The organism is Acinetobacter sp. 18QD2AZ41W, from assembly GCF_009829025.1.
In the GTDB taxonomy this organism is placed as follows: domain Bacteria; phylum Pseudomonadota; class Gammaproteobacteria; order Pseudomonadales; family Moraxellaceae; genus Acinetobacter; species Acinetobacter pseudolwoffii.
The window spans coordinates 15357-34075 of sequence record NZ_WURP01000013.1; the positions used below are offsets into that span (position 1 = coordinate 15357).

The 18719-nt window shown below is 43.9% G+C and carries 15 protein-coding genes; 7 read left to right on the plus strand and 8 right to left on the minus strand.

Going from position 1 to position 18719, the window contains the following annotated elements; translation table 11 throughout:
* The first annotated feature begins 73 nt into the window (after positions 1 to 73).
* Positions 74 to 1237, plus strand: a complete 1164-nt coding sequence (locus tag GVV58_RS13030) for a zinc-dependent alcohol dehydrogenase (RefSeq protein WP_005173519.1) — start codon at positions 74 to 76, stop codon at positions 1235 to 1237.
* Between the two features lie 1172 nt (positions 1238 to 2409).
* Here GVV58_RS13030 and gyrB read toward each other — a convergent pair.
* From gyrB to dnaA, 4 genes are all read right to left on the minus strand, one after another.
* Positions 2410 to 4881 carry a DNA topoisomerase (ATP-hydrolyzing) subunit B gene (gene gyrB, locus GVV58_RS13035; protein ID WP_005173515.1) on the minus strand — a complete coding sequence of 824 codons (2472 nt, stop codon included), beginning with the start codon at positions 4879 to 4881 and terminating at the stop codon, positions 2410 to 2412.
* A 56-nt stretch (positions 4882 to 4937) separates the two neighbouring features.
* A complete protein-coding gene (gene recF, locus GVV58_RS13040; RefSeq protein ID WP_159516722.1) occupies positions 4938 to 6020 on the minus strand; it encodes a DNA replication/repair protein RecF in 1083 nt (360 codons plus the stop codon).
* Positions 6021 to 6048: 28 nt separating this feature from the next.
* Positions 6049 to 7197, minus strand: a complete 1149-nt coding sequence (gene dnaN, locus GVV58_RS13045) for a DNA polymerase III subunit beta (protein WP_005173508.1) — start codon at positions 7195 to 7197, stop codon at positions 6049 to 6051.
* A 108-nt stretch (positions 7198 to 7305) separates the two neighbouring features.
* Positions 7306 to 8682: a chromosomal replication initiator protein DnaA gene (dnaA, locus tag GVV58_RS13050; RefSeq protein ID WP_074383792.1), complete on the minus strand. Its 1377-nt coding sequence runs from the start codon at positions 8680 to 8682 to the stop codon at positions 7306 to 7308.
* A gap of 660 nt (positions 8683 to 9342) precedes the next feature.
* On the opposite strand from dnaA, the gene rpmH reads away from it, so the two are divergent.
* From rpmH to mnmE, 5 genes are all read left to right on the plus strand, one after another.
* On the plus strand, positions 9343 to 9477 hold the full coding sequence (gene rpmH / locus GVV58_RS13055; RefSeq protein ID WP_000831329.1) for a 50S ribosomal protein L34: 135 nt from the start codon (positions 9343 to 9345) through the stop codon (positions 9475 to 9477).
* 29 nt (positions 9478 to 9506) lie between these two features.
* Complete coding sequence (gene rnpA / locus GVV58_RS13060) at positions 9507 to 9899, plus strand: ribonuclease P protein component (RefSeq protein ID WP_005173501.1); 393 nt, start codon at positions 9507 to 9509, stop codon at positions 9897 to 9899.
* A 9-nt stretch (positions 9900 to 9908) separates the two neighbouring features.
* Entirely contained in the window at positions 9909 to 10229 is a 321-nt protein-coding gene (yidD, locus tag GVV58_RS13065; protein ID WP_005173498.1) for a membrane protein insertion efficiency factor YidD, read from the plus strand.
* 5 nt (positions 10230 to 10234) lie between these two features.
* A complete protein-coding gene (gene yidC, locus GVV58_RS13070; protein ID WP_005173495.1) occupies positions 10235 to 11998 on the plus strand; it encodes a membrane protein insertase YidC in 1764 nt (587 codons plus the stop codon).
* 91 nt (positions 11999 to 12089) lie between these two features.
* Complete coding sequence (gene mnmE / locus GVV58_RS13075; protein ID WP_159516723.1) at positions 12090 to 13448, plus strand: tRNA uridine-5-carboxymethylaminomethyl(34) synthesis GTPase MnmE; 1359 nt, start codon at positions 12090 to 12092, stop codon at positions 13446 to 13448.
* A gap of 388 nt (positions 13449 to 13836) precedes the next feature.
* Here the strand turns inward: mnmE and GVV58_RS13080 are convergent, their stop codons facing one another.
* A complete protein-coding gene (locus GVV58_RS13080) occupies positions 13837 to 14982 on the minus strand; it encodes an MFS transporter (protein WP_074383794.1) in 1146 nt (381 codons plus the stop codon).
* Positions 14983 to 15398: 416 nt separating this feature from the next.
* Here GVV58_RS13080 and GVV58_RS13085 point away from each other — a divergent pair, with 416 nt between their 5' ends.
* Positions 15399 to 16100 (plus strand): DsbC family protein, encoded by a 702-nt coding sequence (locus tag GVV58_RS13085; RefSeq protein ID WP_005173487.1) that lies wholly within the window; start codon positions 15399 to 15401, stop codon positions 16098 to 16100.
* Positions 16101 to 16177: 77 nt separating this feature from the next.
* Here the strand turns inward: GVV58_RS13085 and GVV58_RS13090 are convergent, their stop codons facing one another.
* From GVV58_RS13090 to guaD, 3 genes are all read right to left on the minus strand, one after another.
* The gene (locus GVV58_RS13090; protein ID WP_005173486.1) at positions 16178 to 16435 is read right to left on the minus strand and encodes a GlsB/YeaQ/YmgE family stress response membrane protein; all 258 of its coding nucleotides are present in this window, start codon (positions 16433 to 16435) and stop codon (positions 16178 to 16180) included.
* A 172-nt stretch (positions 16436 to 16607) separates the two neighbouring features.
* Entirely contained in the window at positions 16608 to 17135 is a 528-nt protein-coding gene (gene hpt / locus GVV58_RS13095; RefSeq protein WP_159516724.1) for a hypoxanthine phosphoribosyltransferase, read from the minus strand.
* Positions 17136 to 17353: 218 nt separating this feature from the next.
* On the minus strand, positions 17354 to 18691 hold the full coding sequence (gene guaD / locus GVV58_RS13100) for a guanine deaminase (protein WP_100355775.1): 1338 nt from the start codon (positions 18689 to 18691) through the stop codon (positions 17354 to 17356).
* Between the last annotated feature and the right edge of the window lie 28 nt (positions 18692 to 18719).

The following is an 18719-nucleotide window of genomic DNA, read 5'->3' on the forward strand; positions in this document are numbered from 1 at the left end:
TACAAGTGTTTTTTAATTTTTGGCAGCCTTGATTCGAGTCTGTTTAATGTTGAACTAGAGAGAGGAAATCCGCATGCGTGCTCTTACTTATCACGGTACTCGCGATGTACGAGTTGAATCTGTTCCTGATCCAGTCATTCAGGAAGCAGATGATGTCATTCTCAGAGTAACGGCTACTGCTATCTGTGGCTCAGACCTGCATCTTTATCGTGGGAAAATTCCCGCAACCGAACAGGGTGATATTTTCGGTCATGAATTTATGGGGGTGGTCGAAGAAGTCGGTCCTGAAGTCACTTCAGTAAAAAAAGGCGATCGGGTGATTATTCCCTTTGTGATTGCATGTGGCCACTGTTTTTTCTGTGAACACGAGCTGATGGCTGCCTGTGAAAATACCAATAGCGGACGTGGTGCAATTATCAATAAAAAACAGATTCCACCAGGTGCCGCCCTGTTTGGTTATAGCCATCTGTATGGCGGTGTGCCAGGCGGTCAGGCCGAATATGTGCGGATTCCCAAAGGCAATGTCGGACCGTTTAAGGTTCCCGGTTCCCTGCCTGATGAAAAAGTATTGTTTCTGACCGATATTTTACCCACAGCCTGGCAAGCTGTGACCAATGCCCAGATTGGCCGAGGTTCCAGTGTCGCCATTTATGGAGCTGGGCCGGTCGGTCTGCTGGCTGCGGCCTGCGCACGCATGCTTGGTGCTGAACAGATCTTTATGGTCGATCACCATCCTTATCGCTTGCGTTTTGCTCATCAAACTTATGGGGCGATTCCGGTCAATTTTGATGACGTGGATGCAGCCGAATTCATCATTCAAAATACGGCAGGTTATCGTGGTGTCGATGCGGTGATTGATGCGGTGGGTTTTGAGGCCAAAGGGAGTATGCTGGAAACGGTAATGACCAATCTAAAACTGGAAGGTTCGAGTGGTTCTGCGCTAAGACAATGTATTGCGGCGGTGCGCCGTGGCGGTGTGGTCAGTGTGCCGGGGGTTTATGCCGGTCCAATTCACGGTTTCCTGTTTGGTGATGCCTTCGATAAAGGCCTGACCTTTAAAATGGGACAAACCCATGTGCACAAGTTCCTGCCACAATTACTGGAACATATTGAAAATGGTGATCTTTCGCCAGACCTGATTATTACCCATCGCATGAAACTGGAAGATGCTGCTGAAGGTTATCGCATTTTCGATAAACGTGAAGAAGACTGCCGCAAGATTATCCTGACACCATAAAAATTTAAGCAATAAGAAAGCGCCGTCAGGCGCTTTTTTTGTTTTTTACCGCATTTGATGAATTGTATTTTTTCTATTTTCAATTCACAAAACTTTGATGTCCTTTTCTGTTTTTTCTAAACATCATGCATAGCATGATTGTCAAAATGAGATTTAGCACTCAGCCAGAAAATACAAACCTCAAGAAGGAATAAAAACAATAACACGATGATTTTAAATTAAAAAAATGAAAATTCACTTGATTGTTAAATTAATTATGTAGTTTAACTACACCCTCTATTTTTCAATCAAAATATGTTTCACGCTCATTATTAAATAAAACTACAATAGATATATAAGTAATTAATTTTAAAAGTATTTATAGTTTTCAATAAAAATAGCTGCTCAAGCATGCTGACGAGTAGCTATTGATTTTGCAGGGTTGTATAACAGAGGAAATATAACTCTAAATAGCACTTTAAATTCAAAACGCCATTTTAAATTCAAAAGCACTTGTCCACAAGCCAAATATTTTAAATTTAAAACCAGAAATTAACTAGAGAGGGAGTTGGTTTGTGGATAAATACAATCTTATTCACATAACTAATTAGGGATAACTTTGTAGTTATCCACATACTTGATCATATTTAGAGCAGACCTTAAAATAATCCTATTCACATATTATTTGAGATACGGCAGGATATTTTAATAAGCCATTCAAATAATAGAATTTAAAAAAACCAGCTTTATCATTTTGTATTTATTATTTTCCAGCTCTATCGCTCTCCACTCTTCAATTCGGCCTTCGCTACGGGTATTTTTCATACACCAACTTTGGCTTCAATGGCTTCTACACGCTATTTTGCAGCACATGTACAATTGATCCTAGTATCGATAGTTATCCTTTAAACCCTGCTAAAATCTTCATATTTATAGTGGCACAATTACTTCCCCACCATGATAAATTGCATTCATCCAGATCTCATACTTGTCTTTATATTGCTTACTTATGGATAATTTTTTAGGTCGATTAGCCACCGCTTAATTCGACTTTTTTTGCAGCTAAAATCAGCTGATCATTTGGCAGAAAAGCACGCTCTAGGTTGGAATTCCTCCAAAACAATTCAGATGATATTCGCATAAATTTTGCATCAAAAAAGCGCCTCGAAAGGCGCTTTTTAAAATCATCTTAATCAGGTATCAATGTCTGCATTCAAGGCATTTTCTTCAATGAAGGCACGACGTGGTTCCACATCATCGCCCATCAGACAAGAGAACATGCGGTCTGCTTCAATCGCATCGGTGACTGTCACTTGCAGCATGTTACGGTTATCCGGATCCATGGTGGTTTCCCACAACTGTTCCGCATTCATCTCACCCAGACCTTTATAACGCTGGATCATCATGCCGCGACGCGAGTCAGACAGAATATGCTGCCAAACCTGATGAAAATTGTTCACGTTAATCTTACGATCACCTTTTTGCAAATAAGCACCCTCTTCAAGCAGGCTGAACCAGCTCTTCGAATTCTTTAATAAACGTGCATATTCACTTGAACCTAAAAGCACAGAGTCTAATAGATAACTATGTGGCAGGTTATGCACATAGATGGTGATTCTTGGTAACCAGCTTTGAGTTTTCTGACCATCTGCCAGTTCTTTCTCAAAAGATTCCAGCGTTAATTCTGGACGTAGCGTCGGCTGAATGGCTTCAATCGCTGCACGCAGATTTTCACCCCAAGTTTCGACATAACTTTTATCTTCAAGCTGATCGAGTTTAAAGGCGTCCAGCGACAGCAAAGCATCGAGCAAGCTCGCCGGATAACGCTGGGTTAAACGGGCCAAGCTCTTCTGTGAGGTTTGATAATCGGCAATCACCCTTGCCAGTGCTTCACCACGAATCGCAGGTGCTTCAGCACTGATATGCAGTTCTAGCTCGTCAATGGCATTGGAAATCAGGTAAGTTTCCAGTGCATCGTTATCTTTGATGTACTGTTCCTGCTTGCCTTTTTTCAGCTTGTAGAGTGGTGGCTGGGCGATATAGATATGACCACGCTCGACCAGTTCCGGCATCTGACGGAAGAAGAAGGTCAACAGCAGCGTACGAATGTGCGAACCATCGACGTCAGCATCGGTCATGATAATGATTTTATGATAGCGCAGTTTGTCCGGGTTATATTCTTCACGACCAATACCACAGCCAAGTGCAGTAATCAGTGTGCCGACTTCCGCAGAGGAAATCATCCGGTCGAAACGCGCACGCTCTACGTTCAGAATCTTACCTTTCAGCGGTAAAATCGCCTGCATTTTACGGTTACGGCCTTGCTTCGCAGATCCACCGGCAGAATCACCCTCGACCAGATACAATTCAGACAAGGCTGGATCTTTTTCCTGACAATCGGCCAGCTTACCTGGAAGACCGGCAATATCCAGTGCGCTCTTGCGACGAGTCATTTCACGGGCTTTACGCGCTGCATCACGGGCACGTGCGGCATCAATAATTTTGCCGGCAATCGATTTCGCTGCTTGTGGATTTTCTAAAAGATATTCAGAAAATGCCTTGTTCATGGCCTGCTCAACCGCAGTTTTCACTTCACTCGACACCAGTTTTTCTTTGGTCTGCGAAGAGAATTTCGGATCAGGCACTTTCACCGAGACGATCGCGGTTAAACCTTCACGCGCATCATCACCCGAGACTGCAACTTTTTCCTTTTTCAGGATATTTTCGCTGTCCATGTAGTTATTTAAACCACGGGTCAGTGCAGCACGGAAACCAGCCAAATGTGTACCACCATCCTTTTGCGGGATGTTATTGGTAAAGCAGCGTACGTTTTCCTGATAAGAATCATTCCACTGTAATGCCACTTCTACCGTAATGCCGGTGTCGAGCTGTGCAGTAGTGAAATGGAAAATATCGTTCAGATGCGTTTTGCCTTCGTTAATGTATTTAACGAACTCAGATAAACCACCTTCATAGTCATAGATATTTTCAAGGTTGACGCGCTCATCACGAAGTACAATGCGTACACCTGCGTTCAGAAACGATAGTTCACGCAAACGACGCGCCAGAATATCGACATTGAATATGGTTTGGCTAAAAGTTTCAGCACTTGGGTAAAAACGTACAGTGGTACCTGACGTTTCGGTTATCCCTGTTTCACGTAATTTATAAACAGGATCACCATGACGGTATTCCTGTTCATAAGTTTTACCTGCACGACTGATGTTCAACAGTAGTTTTTCAGAGAGTGCGTTGACCACAGACACACCTACGCCATGCAGACCGCCTGAGACCTTGTAACTGTTGTCATCAAACTTACCGCCGGCATGCAGAATGGTCAAAATCACCTCTGCCGCAGACACGCCTTCTTCAGGGTGAATATCGGTTGGAATACCACGACCGTTGTCAGAAACTGAAACCGATTCATCTTCATGAATAGTCACTATAATTTCATCACAGTGGCCTGCCAAGGCTTCATCAATCGAGTTATCGACTACTTCGAACACCATGTGGTGCAAGCCTGTGCCATCGTCTGTGTCACCAATGTACATGCCCGGACGCTTACGTACTGCGTCTAAACCACGTAATACCTTGATGCTAGAGGAATCATAAGCCTTTTCAATGGTTTGTTCTGTTTGAGAAGCAGCTTGATCTTCTGAACTCATGGTTTCTCCCTAGTGAAAAATAGGTCTATCCCAAGATGGGTAAAACTAAAAAAATACTATTGCACAACAACCTGAACTGTACCGTTTTCAACATTGAATAACTGATATGAGATAGACAAATCATGTAAGTGCTTTTGTACTGATTCATGGTCTAAGGTGGTAATAAAAACTTGACTACCAAGTTGGCTCAATCGCTCAATTAAACGTTGTTGTGCGGTTAAATCTAATTCTGCTGTCACATCATCTAATAATACCACAGTTTCCTTATTACAAGAATGCAGCATTGCGATTTGCGACAGTTTTAACGCCATCATCAGCAGCTTTTTTTGCCCGCGTGACAGGATCACATCGGCATCCCCCAGAGGGGTTTTCAGACGCAAATCTGCGCGATGTGGACCGTATTCTGTATAACGTCTTTCCAGATCTTTTGCATGCTGATTGGTCAGATCATTCAGCAGGCCGGTTTCACTATGAAAACCCGGACTGTATTCCAGACTGATCTGCAGATCAGGCAATAGCTGCTGCAGATCATCTTCAAAAAAGGACTTCCACTGTTCCACGATACCCGCACGCTGCGAATGTAAAATCTCGCCATATTCGCTCAGCATCTGGTTCCAAGGCTCCAGATCGGACAGACTCAAGAAACGTTTGCTTTTGAGCAAACTATTGCGCTGCTTCAAGGCACGCGAATAATATTGCCAGGCATGATAAAACTCAGGTTCCACGTGGAACATTAACCAGTCTAAAAGTTGACGTCGTGGCTTGGCACCATGATCAATAATATCGGTGCTTTGTGGGTCAATCAGCTGCAAAGGCAATAGCTTGGCGAGTTGGCCCTGCGTTGCCACCAGATCACCATTGACCTTGATCAACTGTTCCCCGCTGGCCATTTTTTGCATGCCGATTTTTTCGGTCGCGGACTGTGCAAACACAATCGCGTCCTGTGCGCCATGCTGAATATAATTTTTCGGGATATGGGTACGGAAAGAACGACCGGCAGCAAGTAAATGAATCGCTTCTAAAATCGAGGTTTTGCCTGAACCATTTTGGCCATAAAAAACATTAAACGGCTGCAATCCGTGGAGAGCAACCGTCTTTAAATTCCGTACACGCTCAATATGTAAACGCGTAATATGCATGTCTTATACGAGTATCAATAGCCGCGACTTAAACACGCATCGGCATGACGACATAAGTTTGATCGGTATGTGCCGGGTCTTGTACTAACACAGACTGATTGGCTTCAGTCATGGTCATGGAGACATCATCACCATCCAGCACACCCAGCACCTCAATCAAGTACTGCGCATTAAACGACATCTCCAGCGGTGAGTCGGCATATTGAATGGCTAAGTCTTCAATCGCCTCATCCTGTTCCGGGTTATTGGCGCGAAGTTGCAGGGAATCGGCATTAAAATTCAGGAACACGCCACGGAGTTTTTCATTACTTAAAATCGCGACACGCTGCAAAGACTGCTTGAACACATCATGCGCAATCATCACGATTTTGTCACCGCCACGTGGAATCACACGACGATAATCCGGGAATTTACCATCAATCAGTTTGGTGGTGAAACGCACGGTAATATCGGCCTGTTCCTTATCACGGCTTGGCATATTGATGGTCACATTCAGCAGTTCACGACCAATCAGCAAAGATAACTGCTCATCTTCAACACTGAGCAGACGCTGTAATTCCGCAACAGCTTTACGTGGCACAATCGCTTGAATCGGCTGGGTCGCAGTAGATTGAGCCGCAGTTTCACAAAGCGCCAGACGGTGGCCATCGGTGGTCACAGCACGTAGCTGATTGGCATCAATTTCCAGCAAAGTACCGGTCAGGTAAAAACGCACATCCTGCACCGCCATCGCAAAGGCAGTTTTCTCGAATAAACGCTTCAGCTCACGCTGGGTAACAGTTACTTGCGTACCTTGGGTGTTTTCAGTATTCAGTAATGGATAATCATCAGCAGGCAAGGTACCCAGCACAAAACGGCTGTTACCTGATTTGAGAATGCAGCGCTGATCTTCAGTAATATGCAAATCCACCAATGCCGCTGAAGGAAGTGACTTACAGATATCAATCAGCTTACGCGCCGGAACTGTGGTTTCCCCGGCCTGCAAACATGCACCTTCAGCCAGTGCGGTACTGGCCACCAGTTCAACCTCAAGGTCGGAACCGGTCACCGTTAATGCCTGGGCAGTCACCTGAATTTTCAGGTTAGATAAAATATTTAAGGTATGGCGACGTTCAACCGCTCCTACGACATGTGAGAGAACATTCAGTAAGCTTTCTTTCGCGATTTTTAAACGCACGGTGCATTCCTCTAAAGCTGAAGATTAATATAGAAAAAGTGAATTTTTAACGGTTTACTATGCGGCAAAAGCAGCCGCATAGCAAGAATAGAATTTGAGCGATTTAGGTCAACTTTGCAACAGACGTTGCAGGTTTTTATAGTCTTCGTTAAAGATTGGATCTTCCTCACGCAGGCTCTGCACTTTCTCGCAGGCATGCATCACGGTACTGTGATCACGACCACCAAAAGCCATGCCAATTTCTGGAAAACTGTCGCCAGTCAGTTCACGTGCCAGACCCATCGCCAGCTGACGTGGACGGGCATAAATTCGGGTGCGTTTCGGTCCGACAATCTCTTTTAAGGGAATACGGAAATATTCACTGACCACACGCTGAATATTTTCAGTACTGATGGTGCGGGCACGAATCGCCAGCACATCTTTTAAGGATTCACGCACCACATCCAGATCAATCGGTGTGCCTTTAAAACGTGAAATCGCCACCACTTTGTTTAGCGCACCTTCCAGTTCACGCACGTTAGCCACCACCTGCTGCGCAATAAACAGGGCACAGTTACGCGGTAAATCCACCTGATTGCTTTCGGCTTTTCTTAATAAAATTTCAATCCGGGTTTCAATATCCGGTGGTTCAACCCCAACCGACAAGCCCCAGGAAAACCGTGAAACTAAACGTGGATCCAGTTCAGTCAGTTCTTTTGGATAGCGGTCCGAGGTCAGAATAATCTGCTTAGATTCATCTAAAAGTGCGTTAAAGGTGTAGAAAAATTCTACCAGGCTGGCTTCTTTACCGGCCAGTAAATGGATGTCATCGACCAGTAACAAATCCAGAGAACGGCAATTTTTCTTAAATTCTTCCACTTTGCCTTGCTGCAAAGAACTAACAAAATCTTGTACAAAGCTTTCCGCGGTCATGTACATCACCCGTGCATTCGGCTTGGCCTGCAACAGTGCATTGCCCACGGCCTGCATCAAGTGAGTTTTACCCAGACCGGTCGGCCCATATAAAAATAAGGGATTATGCTGTGAAGCACCGAGTTGGGTCAGTACCTTGCGACAGGTTTCTGCTGCCATCTGGTTAGAACGGCCTTCGACAAACAGCGAGAAAGTAAATAACGGATTGAGCTGACGTCTACGGCTATTTTTAACCGTATCTTCTTTTTCTTTTTTCGGTTTTTGTACCGGCATTGGGGTTGAAGTCAACGCCGCGGTGGTGGTCGCTGGCTGTTCACTGGCCGATAAAATCGCACCAGGACGTGAATCGACCAAAATTTCGACCTTGCGTACCCGTCCTTCGGACAGCTGTTCGGCCAGAATCGTAATCAGTTCCAGATGATGCTCTTGAATGTAACGCGTCCAGTAAGGATTAGGTGCATACAAACGCAAGCTATCTTCCAGCTCTTCTGCAACCAATGGGCGAATCCACATTGTAAAGACATTTCCAGAGAGCTCTTGTCGCAGGCGATTTAAGCAGTCCGTCCAAAGCATGTGAATCCCCTATTCATTCCATTGTTCATTCAAAAAGATGACCGCGACCAAAAGCGGGTCGCCATTCTAACCAAGTTATCCACATCTGTCATGATCATTTCTACAGAAACTGTGCAAAAAGCCATCATCGTGCATAAATTTAAATTTAAAACCCGGTGTGGATAAGTTTATCCGCAAGCTGTGGATAAAATATAGCACAAAGTTATCCACAAAGTATAAAATTATTAGAAACAGTTTTATCCACAACATAAATATATGTTTAATTAAATAAAAAGTGGCTTATCCATAGAAAAAGTGCTCCCTAATAGTAATAAACTTAAATTTATAAATTTGAATTTATTTATAAGCTTTGAGTTTTCTGTGGATAAATCGAAAGATTACGAATTTAAATTCAAAAACAGAATCTTGCTTTTCAACACTGGATAGATTGTGGATAACTTTGTTGATAGAGTTGTTTATAAGTTATATATCTATGTATAACAATAATTTAATCTGTGGTTAAGTATAATTTAGTCATTTCACCAACAGTTTTTTTGACAACTCGGGTAAAAATCTTTTTTAAGCTTATTTGAAAAGAAAAGTGCTTTTGCATTGACAGCTCAAGCAATGAGCACTAAAATCGCGGACCTTCATAGAAAGATCATTTTTTGGAGTTTCAATATGAAACGTACATTCCAACCATCTGAATTAAAGCGTAAGCGTGTTCATGGTTTCCGTGCTCGTATGGCTACTAAAGCTGGTCGTCAAGTATTAGCTCGCCGTCGTGCAAAAGGTCGTCATAGCTTAACTGTTTAATCAGTTACGCTAAGACGATTTTGGGTGTTATGACAAAACTTTATAGTTTTGGTACAGAGTTGCGATTACGCTGTGCCGCCGATTATAAAGGTGTGTTTGATGGTGCGCTTTTTAAAGTGCATCAGCCCCATTTCTTATTTCTTGCAAAACATTCCGAACTGCCAAATAGCCGTTTGGGTTTAGTTGTTGCTAAGAAGAAAGTGCGCCGAGCACACGAACGAAATAGAGTAAAACGACTTGCTCGCGAAAGTTTTCGTCTGCATCAACAGCAATTAGATGACTTAGACATTGTAATCATGCCAAAAATGGGTGTGGAAGCAGTGCCTAATGCAGAATTGCATCAGCAATTACAATTTGCTTGGCAAAAACTGAACCGTCTTGCCAAAAAGCATACAAAAATAGCCCCCTCCCCACAAAAGTAGAGTAGGCCAATGGTACGTTTACTACATTGGTTGATACGTTTCTATCAGATTGCGATCAGTCCTTTATTGGGGCCGCGCTGTCGTTATATTCCAACTTGTTCTCAATATTCCTTGGAAGCAGTCCAGATACATGGGGCTGGACGTGGAGTGTGGCTGGCTACTAAGCGTATTTGCCGTTGTCATCCGTGGGGGGGCTCGGGATATGATCCTGTTCCCTCTAAAGCGATTCGTTTTATTTCATTTCAGCAAATAGATTCTCAAACGCTTCACGTTGCTGTACCCTTTCGTGATCGTTTATTGAACCAAAATCACTCTCACCACTTGGGGTAATACATATGCAACAATGGGCCAGGATTGCAATTCTCGGAGCCATGTTTGTTGTCGCATATTTGCTCATTTTGGCGTGGCAAAAAGATTATGGAAATGCTGAAACCAAACCGCAGCCAGAAACTGCTGTTGTTTCGCATGACGTATCTGCAGATTTGCCAAATGCTCAGACGGCTACAGTTGCCTCTGATCTGCCACAAGCGAATATGCCAGCGCAGCAAGCCACGGATGCCACAGCACCTGTAAGTCAGCAGCTTATTTCAGTACAAACTGACCTTTATCATCTTTGGATCAATCCGAAAGGTGGTGATATTGTTCGTGTTGAATTACTCAATCATGACAAAAACAAGGACAGCGATGAACCGTTCGTGATGCTGGAAAGCGATGCGAAACGTACTTATGTCGCTCAGTCTGGTCTGATCGGTCTGAATGGACCGGACAGCAGCCGTAACGGCCGTCCGACGTATGAGCTGGAAAAAACCGCTTATACCTTGGCAGACGCGAAAGCAACCAAATCTAAAGAGGGTGAAAACCTTAAAGTCTTGTCTGTACCGTTGGTATTTAAAACCGCCGATGGTGTCGAGATTATCAAAACCTTCAATTTCACTGAAGGTGAATATCCGGTTGTTGTGAACCACAAAGTGGTGAACCGCAGTGCTCAGACCTGGCAAGGTCAGATGTTTGGCCAGATCAAACGTGATAATTCAGAAGATCCGGGTAAATCAGACCAGGGTATTTTCACGCTAGGGACTTTCCTGGGCGGTGCCTGGGGTACGCCAGACGAGCAGTACAACAAGCTTAAATTTGACAACTTTGTTGAAGAAAAAGTCAGTACTGAAGCGACAGGTGGCTGGGTTGCCATGGTACAGCACTACTTTGTCAGTGCTTGGGTACCAGGTAATCTGAAGTTGACTCAGGGTAATGGTGAAGCGTATAGCGCCAAGCTTGAATCACGTAAATCAACCGATAACATGAACATTATTGGTTTTACTTCTCCAACCTTTAATGTGCCTGCAGGTACTGTGGCCGAGATTGATGCGACCTTCTATTCAGGTCCAAAAATCCAGTCAGAATTGAAGGATTTGGCCACAGGTTTAAACCAAACAGTCGATTATGGCTGGTTATGGCCAATTGCGAAGCTCTTGTTCGTGGGTCTGGAATTCTTCCATGGTTTAGTGGGTAACTGGGGCTGGGCAATTATTCTATTGACCATTCTGGTGAAACTGATTCTGTGGCCATTGTCGTCGAAGAGCTACCGCTCAATGGCGAAAATGCGTGTGATTGCTCCAGAAATGCAGCGTATGAAAGAAGAGTTTGGTGAAGACCGTATGCGCTTCTCTCAGGAAATGATGGCACTGTATAAACGTGAGCAGGTCAATCCGCTTGCAGGCTGTTTACCGCTGTTATTACAAATGCCAATCTTCCTGGCTTTGTACTGGGTCTTGATGGAGTCGGTTGAACTGCGTCATGCGCCATGGATGCTCTGGATTCAGGATTTATCCTCAATGGATCCATGGTTTATCCTGCCATTGTTAATGGGTCTGACGATGTATATTCAACAGTCCTTAAATCCACAACCCACTGATCCAATGCAAGCCAAAGTCTTCAAGATTATGCCGGTGATTTTTACCGTATTCTTGCTGTTCTTCCCTGCGGGCTTGGTTCTATACTGGATTGTGAACAACTTGATCACCATCCTGCAACAAGGCTTGATTAACAAGTCTGTTGCTAAAGAACGTGCCAAACGTGATGAAGCAACGCCAGTCAACTAAGTTGTAATGACGGGCTGAATAAATCCGCTTAAGATGATACTCTTAGGCGGATTTTTTTTGGCTGAACTTTTGGATTTTTTAGGTGAATTTTATGCTCAACCGAACCACGACTATTGCTGCGATTGCAACGCCACCAGGACGTGGCGGCGTTGGGGTGATTCGCCTATCGGGTCCAAAATCCTATGAAATTGCCGAAGCACTCACAAAACAACCCCTTGCCGGTGCACGCTATGCTGCCTTTCGTAAGTTTTACGATACCGCTGGTGAAATTATGGATGAAGGCCTAGCTATTTGTTTCCCGAATCCGCATTCTTTTACCGGTGAGGATGTGGTGGAGTTACAAGGTCATGGCGGTCCGGTGATTCAAAATGCCTTGCTTGCACGTTTGCTGGAACTGGGTGCGATTGCTGCCAAAGCCGGTGAGTTTTCCATGCGTGCTTTTGAAAATGGCAAGATGGACTTGGTACAGGCTGAAGCCATTGCTGACCTGATTGATGCCACTTCACAAGCAGCTGCGCGTTCTGCGGTTCGTTCCCTGCAAGGTGCATTTTCGACCAAAGTCAATACGGTGCTTGAGCAGCTGGTACATTTACGTTTGCACGTGGAAGCCGCAATTGATTTTCCTGAAGAGGAAATTGACTTTCTGGCTGATGGCAAGATTCTGAATCTGCTCGATGGTGTGGCGACTGCGGTCACGCAAGTTCAGCAATCAGCACGTCAAGGTCAGTTATTGCGTGAAGGTTTGCAAGTGGTGATTGCTGGTAAACCGAATGCCGGTAAATCTTCATTATTGAATGCGCTGGCCGGGATTGAACGTGCGATTGTGACGGATATTGCGGGTACTACGCGTGATGTGCTGCATGAAAAAATCACCTTAAATGGCTTGCCAATTACCCTGACGGATACCGCAGGCTTGCGTGAGACCGGGGATATTGTCGAAAAAGAAGGGATTCGCCGCGCAATCAAGGAAATCGAACAGGCCGATTTGTTACTGCTGGTCTATGACCTAAGTCAAGGTGAAGATCCACTGCAACTGGCCCAAGAATATTTTGCTGAACATATTGAAGCAAAACGCCTGATGCTGATTGGGAATAAGTGTGATCTGACTGGTGCTGAAGCTGCAATTGCTGATTTGAATGGTTTCCGGCATATCGCAGTCTCTGCCAAGCAGGAAACTGGTGTGCAAGCGCTCATAGAGGCGATTACAGCGCATGCAGGCTTCCAGCCTGAAGAAGATACCTTTATTGCACGTACCCGTCATTTAGACGCAATGAAGCGCACTCAACTGTATTTGGCTGAAGCACGTGAACAATTGGTGGTGTACAACGCCGGTGAACTGGTGGCGGAGTCCTTACGTCTAGCCCAGAATGCACTGGGGGAAATTACCGGTGACTTTAGTGCCGATGATCTGCTTGGAAAAATTTTCGGTTCGTTTTGTATTGGAAAGTAAGCAAAAAATTATGCATAAATAGCCCTCATCAGAGGAATGCCAGTCAGTTAAGAAATTGACTAGTATTTTCTTTTTTAAATTCATGATCATATTTGACAAGTAGAAAAGTCATCCGCAACTGTTTGAGGCAGGACTAGATTTAAAAATGATTGTTTCTGCGACAAATTTACTAGTCGATGGTGGCTGACGAGTTTTGCGGTGAGGAGTGTTGCTCCGCAAGATGCCTTCCTTGCGAAGCTTCGCTTCTCATTTGGGCGAAACCAAAGTAACAAATTATTTTCAAGTATTTGATTTATAAGGTGAAGACTCCGTCATGAACGACTAAAAAGTTAAAGAGTCTATTTCTAAACTCCTTAACTGATCAGCATTACCTCATCAGAGGGCTATTTTAAGCTTTTACACTGAGCTTCTGGTGGCATAACCAGAGCACGACACATAAAGCACTCATCGCCACACAGAAGCTGATCACAGCGAAATTTAATCCAAAATGGTCGGCCAAGTAACCCACCGCAAGAATCGGCACAATGGTGCCCAAATAGCCAATAAACAAGTAGGTCGACATCACCGCGGCCCGGTTTTGCAAAGTGGTTATAGCATGAATTATGCCAAAAGCCCCCATCAGGGCAAAACCATGCCCAATACCAAATAAGAGATCGCTCACGAAGAATAAGAAACTTGCCTTAAGCAATATACACAATGCAAGGCTGAGCAGGCTAATCAGCATCATGACCAAGCCGATATTCAGACATTTTTTTGCAGCGACCGCTTTGGCCAGGTATTGCACCACTGCAGATACCAGCAGAATACAGGTAATGGCGGTACCACTTACTAAAGGACCATGCCACGGTAAAATATCTTGCACAAAAGAAGGCGAAAGTGAGGCAAATAAACTAAAGGCAGCAAAGGCACTAAATGCAGTGAACCCAATGATCATAAATACAGCATGATATTGAGCCTCAGGACGCTGTAATTTGGGGGCGATACTAAAGGGCTGACGCTCAAAAGCAGGCACTTTTAACCAGAATAAGCCGATAAAACAAAGCACTGCTCCAACAATAATCGGAATATAGGGAGTCACCAGCGGGGCTTGAGAAAACTGCGCAATGACTCCCCCGATAAACGGACCCAGACCAAAGCCAATCGCAGTCAAAATAGAGACCCATTGCGGCGCAAGCTGCTTATGACTCTCCGGAATGGTCTGCATCATGCCAAGCATGGCAGAAGTCGTCATCAAACCAGAGGCAATCCCGATAATGAAACGGCCCAAAGATAAAATCAGGGCATTATTGGCAAAGACCGAAATAATCAAACCCAGACTAATAAACACGAGGCCAATTTGTAGAGTTTTTAAAAAGCCAATGCTATTGCTGGTGCGCCCCAGAAACAATAAGGTGCCCAGACAGCCAAACATATAGGCGACAAAAATATAGGTAATCTGGCTTGGGGATAAATTCCAGAGTTGTTGATAAATCGGATAGAGTGGACTCGCCAAAGCAGTACCAATCGTTCCCATGATTAAAGCCAGGCTGACCATCCAGAAGGGTCGCCAAGTGGTTATTGTTGTCATGAACATGCCGTTATAGTGTTGATCCTTGGCCAATCCATGTCAGGGCATAGCGAAGAAAAAGAAAAGTATATGCAGTGTAGAGCGGGCCAAGAAACATGGTCAAGGGCGAATCAGTAAAAGATTTTAAATCAAATAGATGTGTTTATATAGATTTCAACAAAATAATATATTATTTTATAATATATAAAATATTAACCAGAATGTAATCTCATGCAAGAATTTATTTTTGTCCGTTATTTAAGCTTCTTTTATCGCTTCTGTTCCACGTGAAACATAATTCACTGATTAAACTTGGAATAAACAGTAACATAAATCCGTGGGTAATTTAAAAGCAGACCCATTAGAATCGAAGCATATTTTTATCTGATTCATGTAGAACATTCATGTTAAAAAAAACACTGATTATTGCTTTAAGTACATTTGTTTCAAGCTTCGCATTCGCTAATATTGATATGGTAAAAGCCAATCTGGCAAAGAATAGCCCCAATTTAAAAATCGAAAATATCCAGACCACGGAAATGAAGGGCATCTACAGTGGTTTTATGCAGGGTCAAGTGGTTTATCTGAATGAAGATGCCCAGCATCTGATTGCCGGGTCGATGCTGCGGATTCAGGATCAGCATAATCTGACCCGTGATTTGATACTAAAACAGAACAGTGTTGACTGGAAAAAATTGCCGCTTCAAGATGCTGTGAAAAGTGTAAGAGGTACGGGGAAACGTCAGATTGCGATCTTTTCTGACCCAAATTGCCCGTATTGTAAACAGCTTGAAGTAGAGTTGAAAAAACTCAAGGATGTGACGATTTATACTTTTATTCTGCCTTTAAAGCCACAATCGGTTGCGCCTTCAAAACAGGTGTATTGCGCGTCTAATCCTGCTCAGGCTTGGGAAGATCTGATCACTCAAGGTAGCCTGCCAAAATCGAAAAAAAGTTGTGCCAATCCGATTGAGCGCAATAAAAAACTGGCCCAGTCTTTGGGTGTGAATGGGACACCAGCAATTATTTTTTCGAATGGTTTTAAAGTCATGGGGGCCTATCCGGCAGAACAGATCGAACAGATTTTTAAGGAATTTTCACTATAAAGTCGAGAGATATACAAGAGCAAAAAGCACCCAACTGGGTGCTTTTACTGGAACTGCTCAGATTAAGCCAGAACCGCTTAGACCGTACGGCGTTTGGTCAGCATGTTATAAATAAACAGAATAATCACCGCACCGATCACGGAAGCAATCAGACCTGCCGCAGAATCTGCCGAATAAAGACCGAGCATACGACCAGCAAATGTAGCCAATAAGGAACCGGCAATACCTAACAGGGTCGTCATGATAAAGCCTGCCTTGTCATTACCTGGATGGATTGCACGTGCAATCAGACCCGCGATAAAACCAATGACAATCGCAACAATAATTGTCCACATAGGTATGCTCCTTATTATCATGTCTTTGTTTTTACATCATGTTTAATTATCTTGAAACAGAATAGAAAGCAAAAAAAGTTGAATCCTGAAACGAGATGTTATTTTTTGTTCCTATTTTTCTGTCTATTTGAGACATAAAAAAAGTGGCCTAAGCCACTTTTTTAAATAAACTTTAAAGACCGATTTCACCAATAAATGGCAGATGACGATACTTCTGGTCATAGTCCAGACCATAACCTACGATAAATTTATCTTCAACTTCAAAGCCCAAAAATTCGACCTTTAAATCGATTTCACGACGTGATGGTTTACTTACCAAAGTACACAGTTGAATCGAGTTTGGTTGGCGGGTTTGCAGGATTTCCAGCACCTTGCTCAAGGTATTTCCCGAGTCAATAATATCTTCAACCACCAACACGTCTTTGCCACGGATTTCGCCGTCTAAATCTTTCAGAATTTTTACATCACGCGAAGATAAGGTGCCACCGCCATAACTGGATACCGTCATGAAATCCAGTTCATGGGGTTTGGAAATCACCCGACACAAATCGGCCATAAAAATCACTGAACCACGTAATAAACCGATGAGCACAAGGTCTTTGTCACTATGGGCATAGTGTGCATCGATTTGAGCACCAAGCTCTTTGACTTTAGCTTGAATTTCTTCAGCGGAAATCATTACGCTCATTTGAACGGTCATGGGTAGATACCTAAAAAGTAAAAATAGCAAAATAAAAAAGGTGTTGACCTGCAACACCTGAATACACTGTAATTTTAATACATCCCTACTGCAGATGCACCTGTTTTGCATGCTGTAAATGTAATCATTTCTTTGCTGCCTGCGAATCCCTGCGCAGGATGAAAGTACAGGTCAGCAACATGGCAGAGACGATCAGCTAGCAATGGCGGTGCTGGGTTTTAGTCGTCTGAGCGGGTACATCGGGCTTTGACATAGACAGCTTCTCCGTAGACATAGGTCACTGCAATATTACGGTCATCGCCGAGCATGGTCAGTGCAAAAAATGCATCTTCAATATTTTTGGCTCTGCTTTGGCGTAACTGCTGTAAAGCAGTGGCATTTAGATCCAGCACCACAAAGTCCGCCTCCTTGCCGATATTAAAGTTCCCCAAACGATCGTCCAGACTTAAGGCTTTAGCACCGCCTAAGGTGGCATGATACAAGGCTTCAAAAGCAGAGAGTTTTTCTCCCTGCAATTGCTGCACTTTGTAGGCTTCATTTAAGGTCTGTAGCTGGTTAAACGAGGTGCCTGCCCCGATGTCGGTACCCAGACCAACTTTCACCTGCTTGTCCCACGCTTTCTTTAATGGGAATAAACCACTGCCCAGAAACAGGTTTGAGGTCGGACAAAAGGCAATCGCTGAATTGGTCTGCTGCATGCAATCCCACTCCTGCTCTTCCAGGTGTACACAATGTGCAAATACTGATTTTGCACCGGTTAAACCATAGTGATGATAGACATCCAGGTAGCCTTTACGTTCCGGAAATAACTCTTTGACCCAGGCAATTTCATTTTTATTTTCACTTAAATGGGTATGTACATAGACATCTGGATATTCGGCTTTGAGCTGACCTGCTTTTTCAAGTTGTTCATTGGTGGACGTCGGGGCAAAGCGAGGGGTAATGGCATACAGGTTACGGCCTTGCCCATGCCATTTCTCAATCAGCGCTTTAGAATCGGTATAAGCACTTTCTGCCGTATCCGTCAGCGCTTCCGGTGCATGTCGGTCCATCAAGACTTTACCGGCGATCAGACGCATATTTCTGCGGCTCGCCGCTGTAAACAAAGCATCTACTGATTCAGGATGTACGGTACAGAAGACCAGTGCCGTGGTGGTGCCATTTTTAAGCAATTCCTGCACAAAAAATTCGGCGATTTTTTCGCTATAGGCTGTATCTGCAAACTGGATTTCTGTTGGAAAAGTATAGGTATTTAACCATTCCAGCAGTTGTTCGCCATAGGCCCCGACCATCTCGGTTTGCGGGAAATGAATATGGGTATCGATCAATCCCGGCACAATCAGCTGTTCAGGATAATGGGCGACCTGGATATTTTCAGCTAGATGTTTCTGCCCTTCATCCCAGCTGCCAAACCATTGAATCTTGCCATCTTGCATGATGATCAGACCATCTTCTACATAGCGCACCTGGTCATCAATCTCATGTGCCTGGGCAACTGTATGCTGGATATCAAGGAAACGACCGCGGACTGCCGTTGTTGCAATCTGAGAAGACATGTTAAAACCTGTGCTTTTAATTTTTTCA

Excerpts from the sequence above, each read along its gene's own strand:
- guaD (WP_100355775.1), bottom strand. The coding sequence starts at position 18,691 with ATGTCTTCTCAGATTGCAACAACGGCAGTCCGCGGTCGTTTCCTTGAT.
- yidD (WP_005173498.1), top strand. The coding sequence starts at position 9,909 with ATGGTACGTTTACTACATTGGTTGATACGTTTCTATCAGATTGCGATC.
- rnpA (WP_005173501.1), top strand. The coding sequence starts at position 9,507 with ATGACAAAACTTTATAGTTTTGGTACAGAGTTGCGATTACGCTGTGCC.
- GVV58_RS13080 (WP_074383794.1), bottom strand. The coding sequence starts at position 14,982 with ATGGTCAGCCTGGCTTTAATCATGGGAACGATTGGTACTGCTTTGGCG.
- yidC (WP_005173495.1), top strand. The coding sequence starts at position 10,235 with ATGCAACAATGGGCCAGGATTGCAATTCTCGGAGCCATGTTTGTTGTC.
- dnaA (WP_074383792.1), bottom strand. The coding sequence starts at position 8,682 with ATGCTTTGGACGGACTGCTTAAATCGCCTGCGACAAGAGCTCTCTGGA.
- GVV58_RS13090 (WP_005173486.1), bottom strand. The coding sequence starts at position 16,435 with ATGTGGACAATTATTGTTGCGATTGTCATTGGTTTTATCGCGGGTCTG.
- mnmE (WP_159516723.1), top strand. The coding sequence starts at position 12,090 with ATGCTCAACCGAACCACGACTATTGCTGCGATTGCAACGCCACCAGGA.
- recF (WP_159516722.1), bottom strand. The coding sequence starts at position 6,020 with ATGCATATTACGCGTTTACATATTGAGCGTGTACGGAATTTAAAGACG.
- GVV58_RS13030 (WP_005173519.1), top strand. The coding sequence starts at position 74 with ATGCGTGCTCTTACTTATCACGGTACTCGCGATGTACGAGTTGAATCT.
- hpt (WP_159516724.1), bottom strand. The coding sequence starts at position 17,135 with ATGACCGTTCAAATGAGCGTAATGATTTCCGCTGAAGAAATTCAAGCT.
- gyrB (WP_005173515.1), bottom strand. The coding sequence starts at position 4,881 with ATGAGTTCAGAAGATCAAGCTGCTTCTCAAACAGAACAAACCATTGAA.
- rpmH (WP_000831329.1), top strand. The coding sequence starts at position 9,343 with ATGAAACGTACATTCCAACCATCTGAATTAAAGCGTAAGCGTGTTCAT.
- GVV58_RS13085 (WP_005173487.1), top strand. The coding sequence starts at position 15,399 with ATGTTAAAAAAAACACTGATTATTGCTTTAAGTACATTTGTTTCAAGC.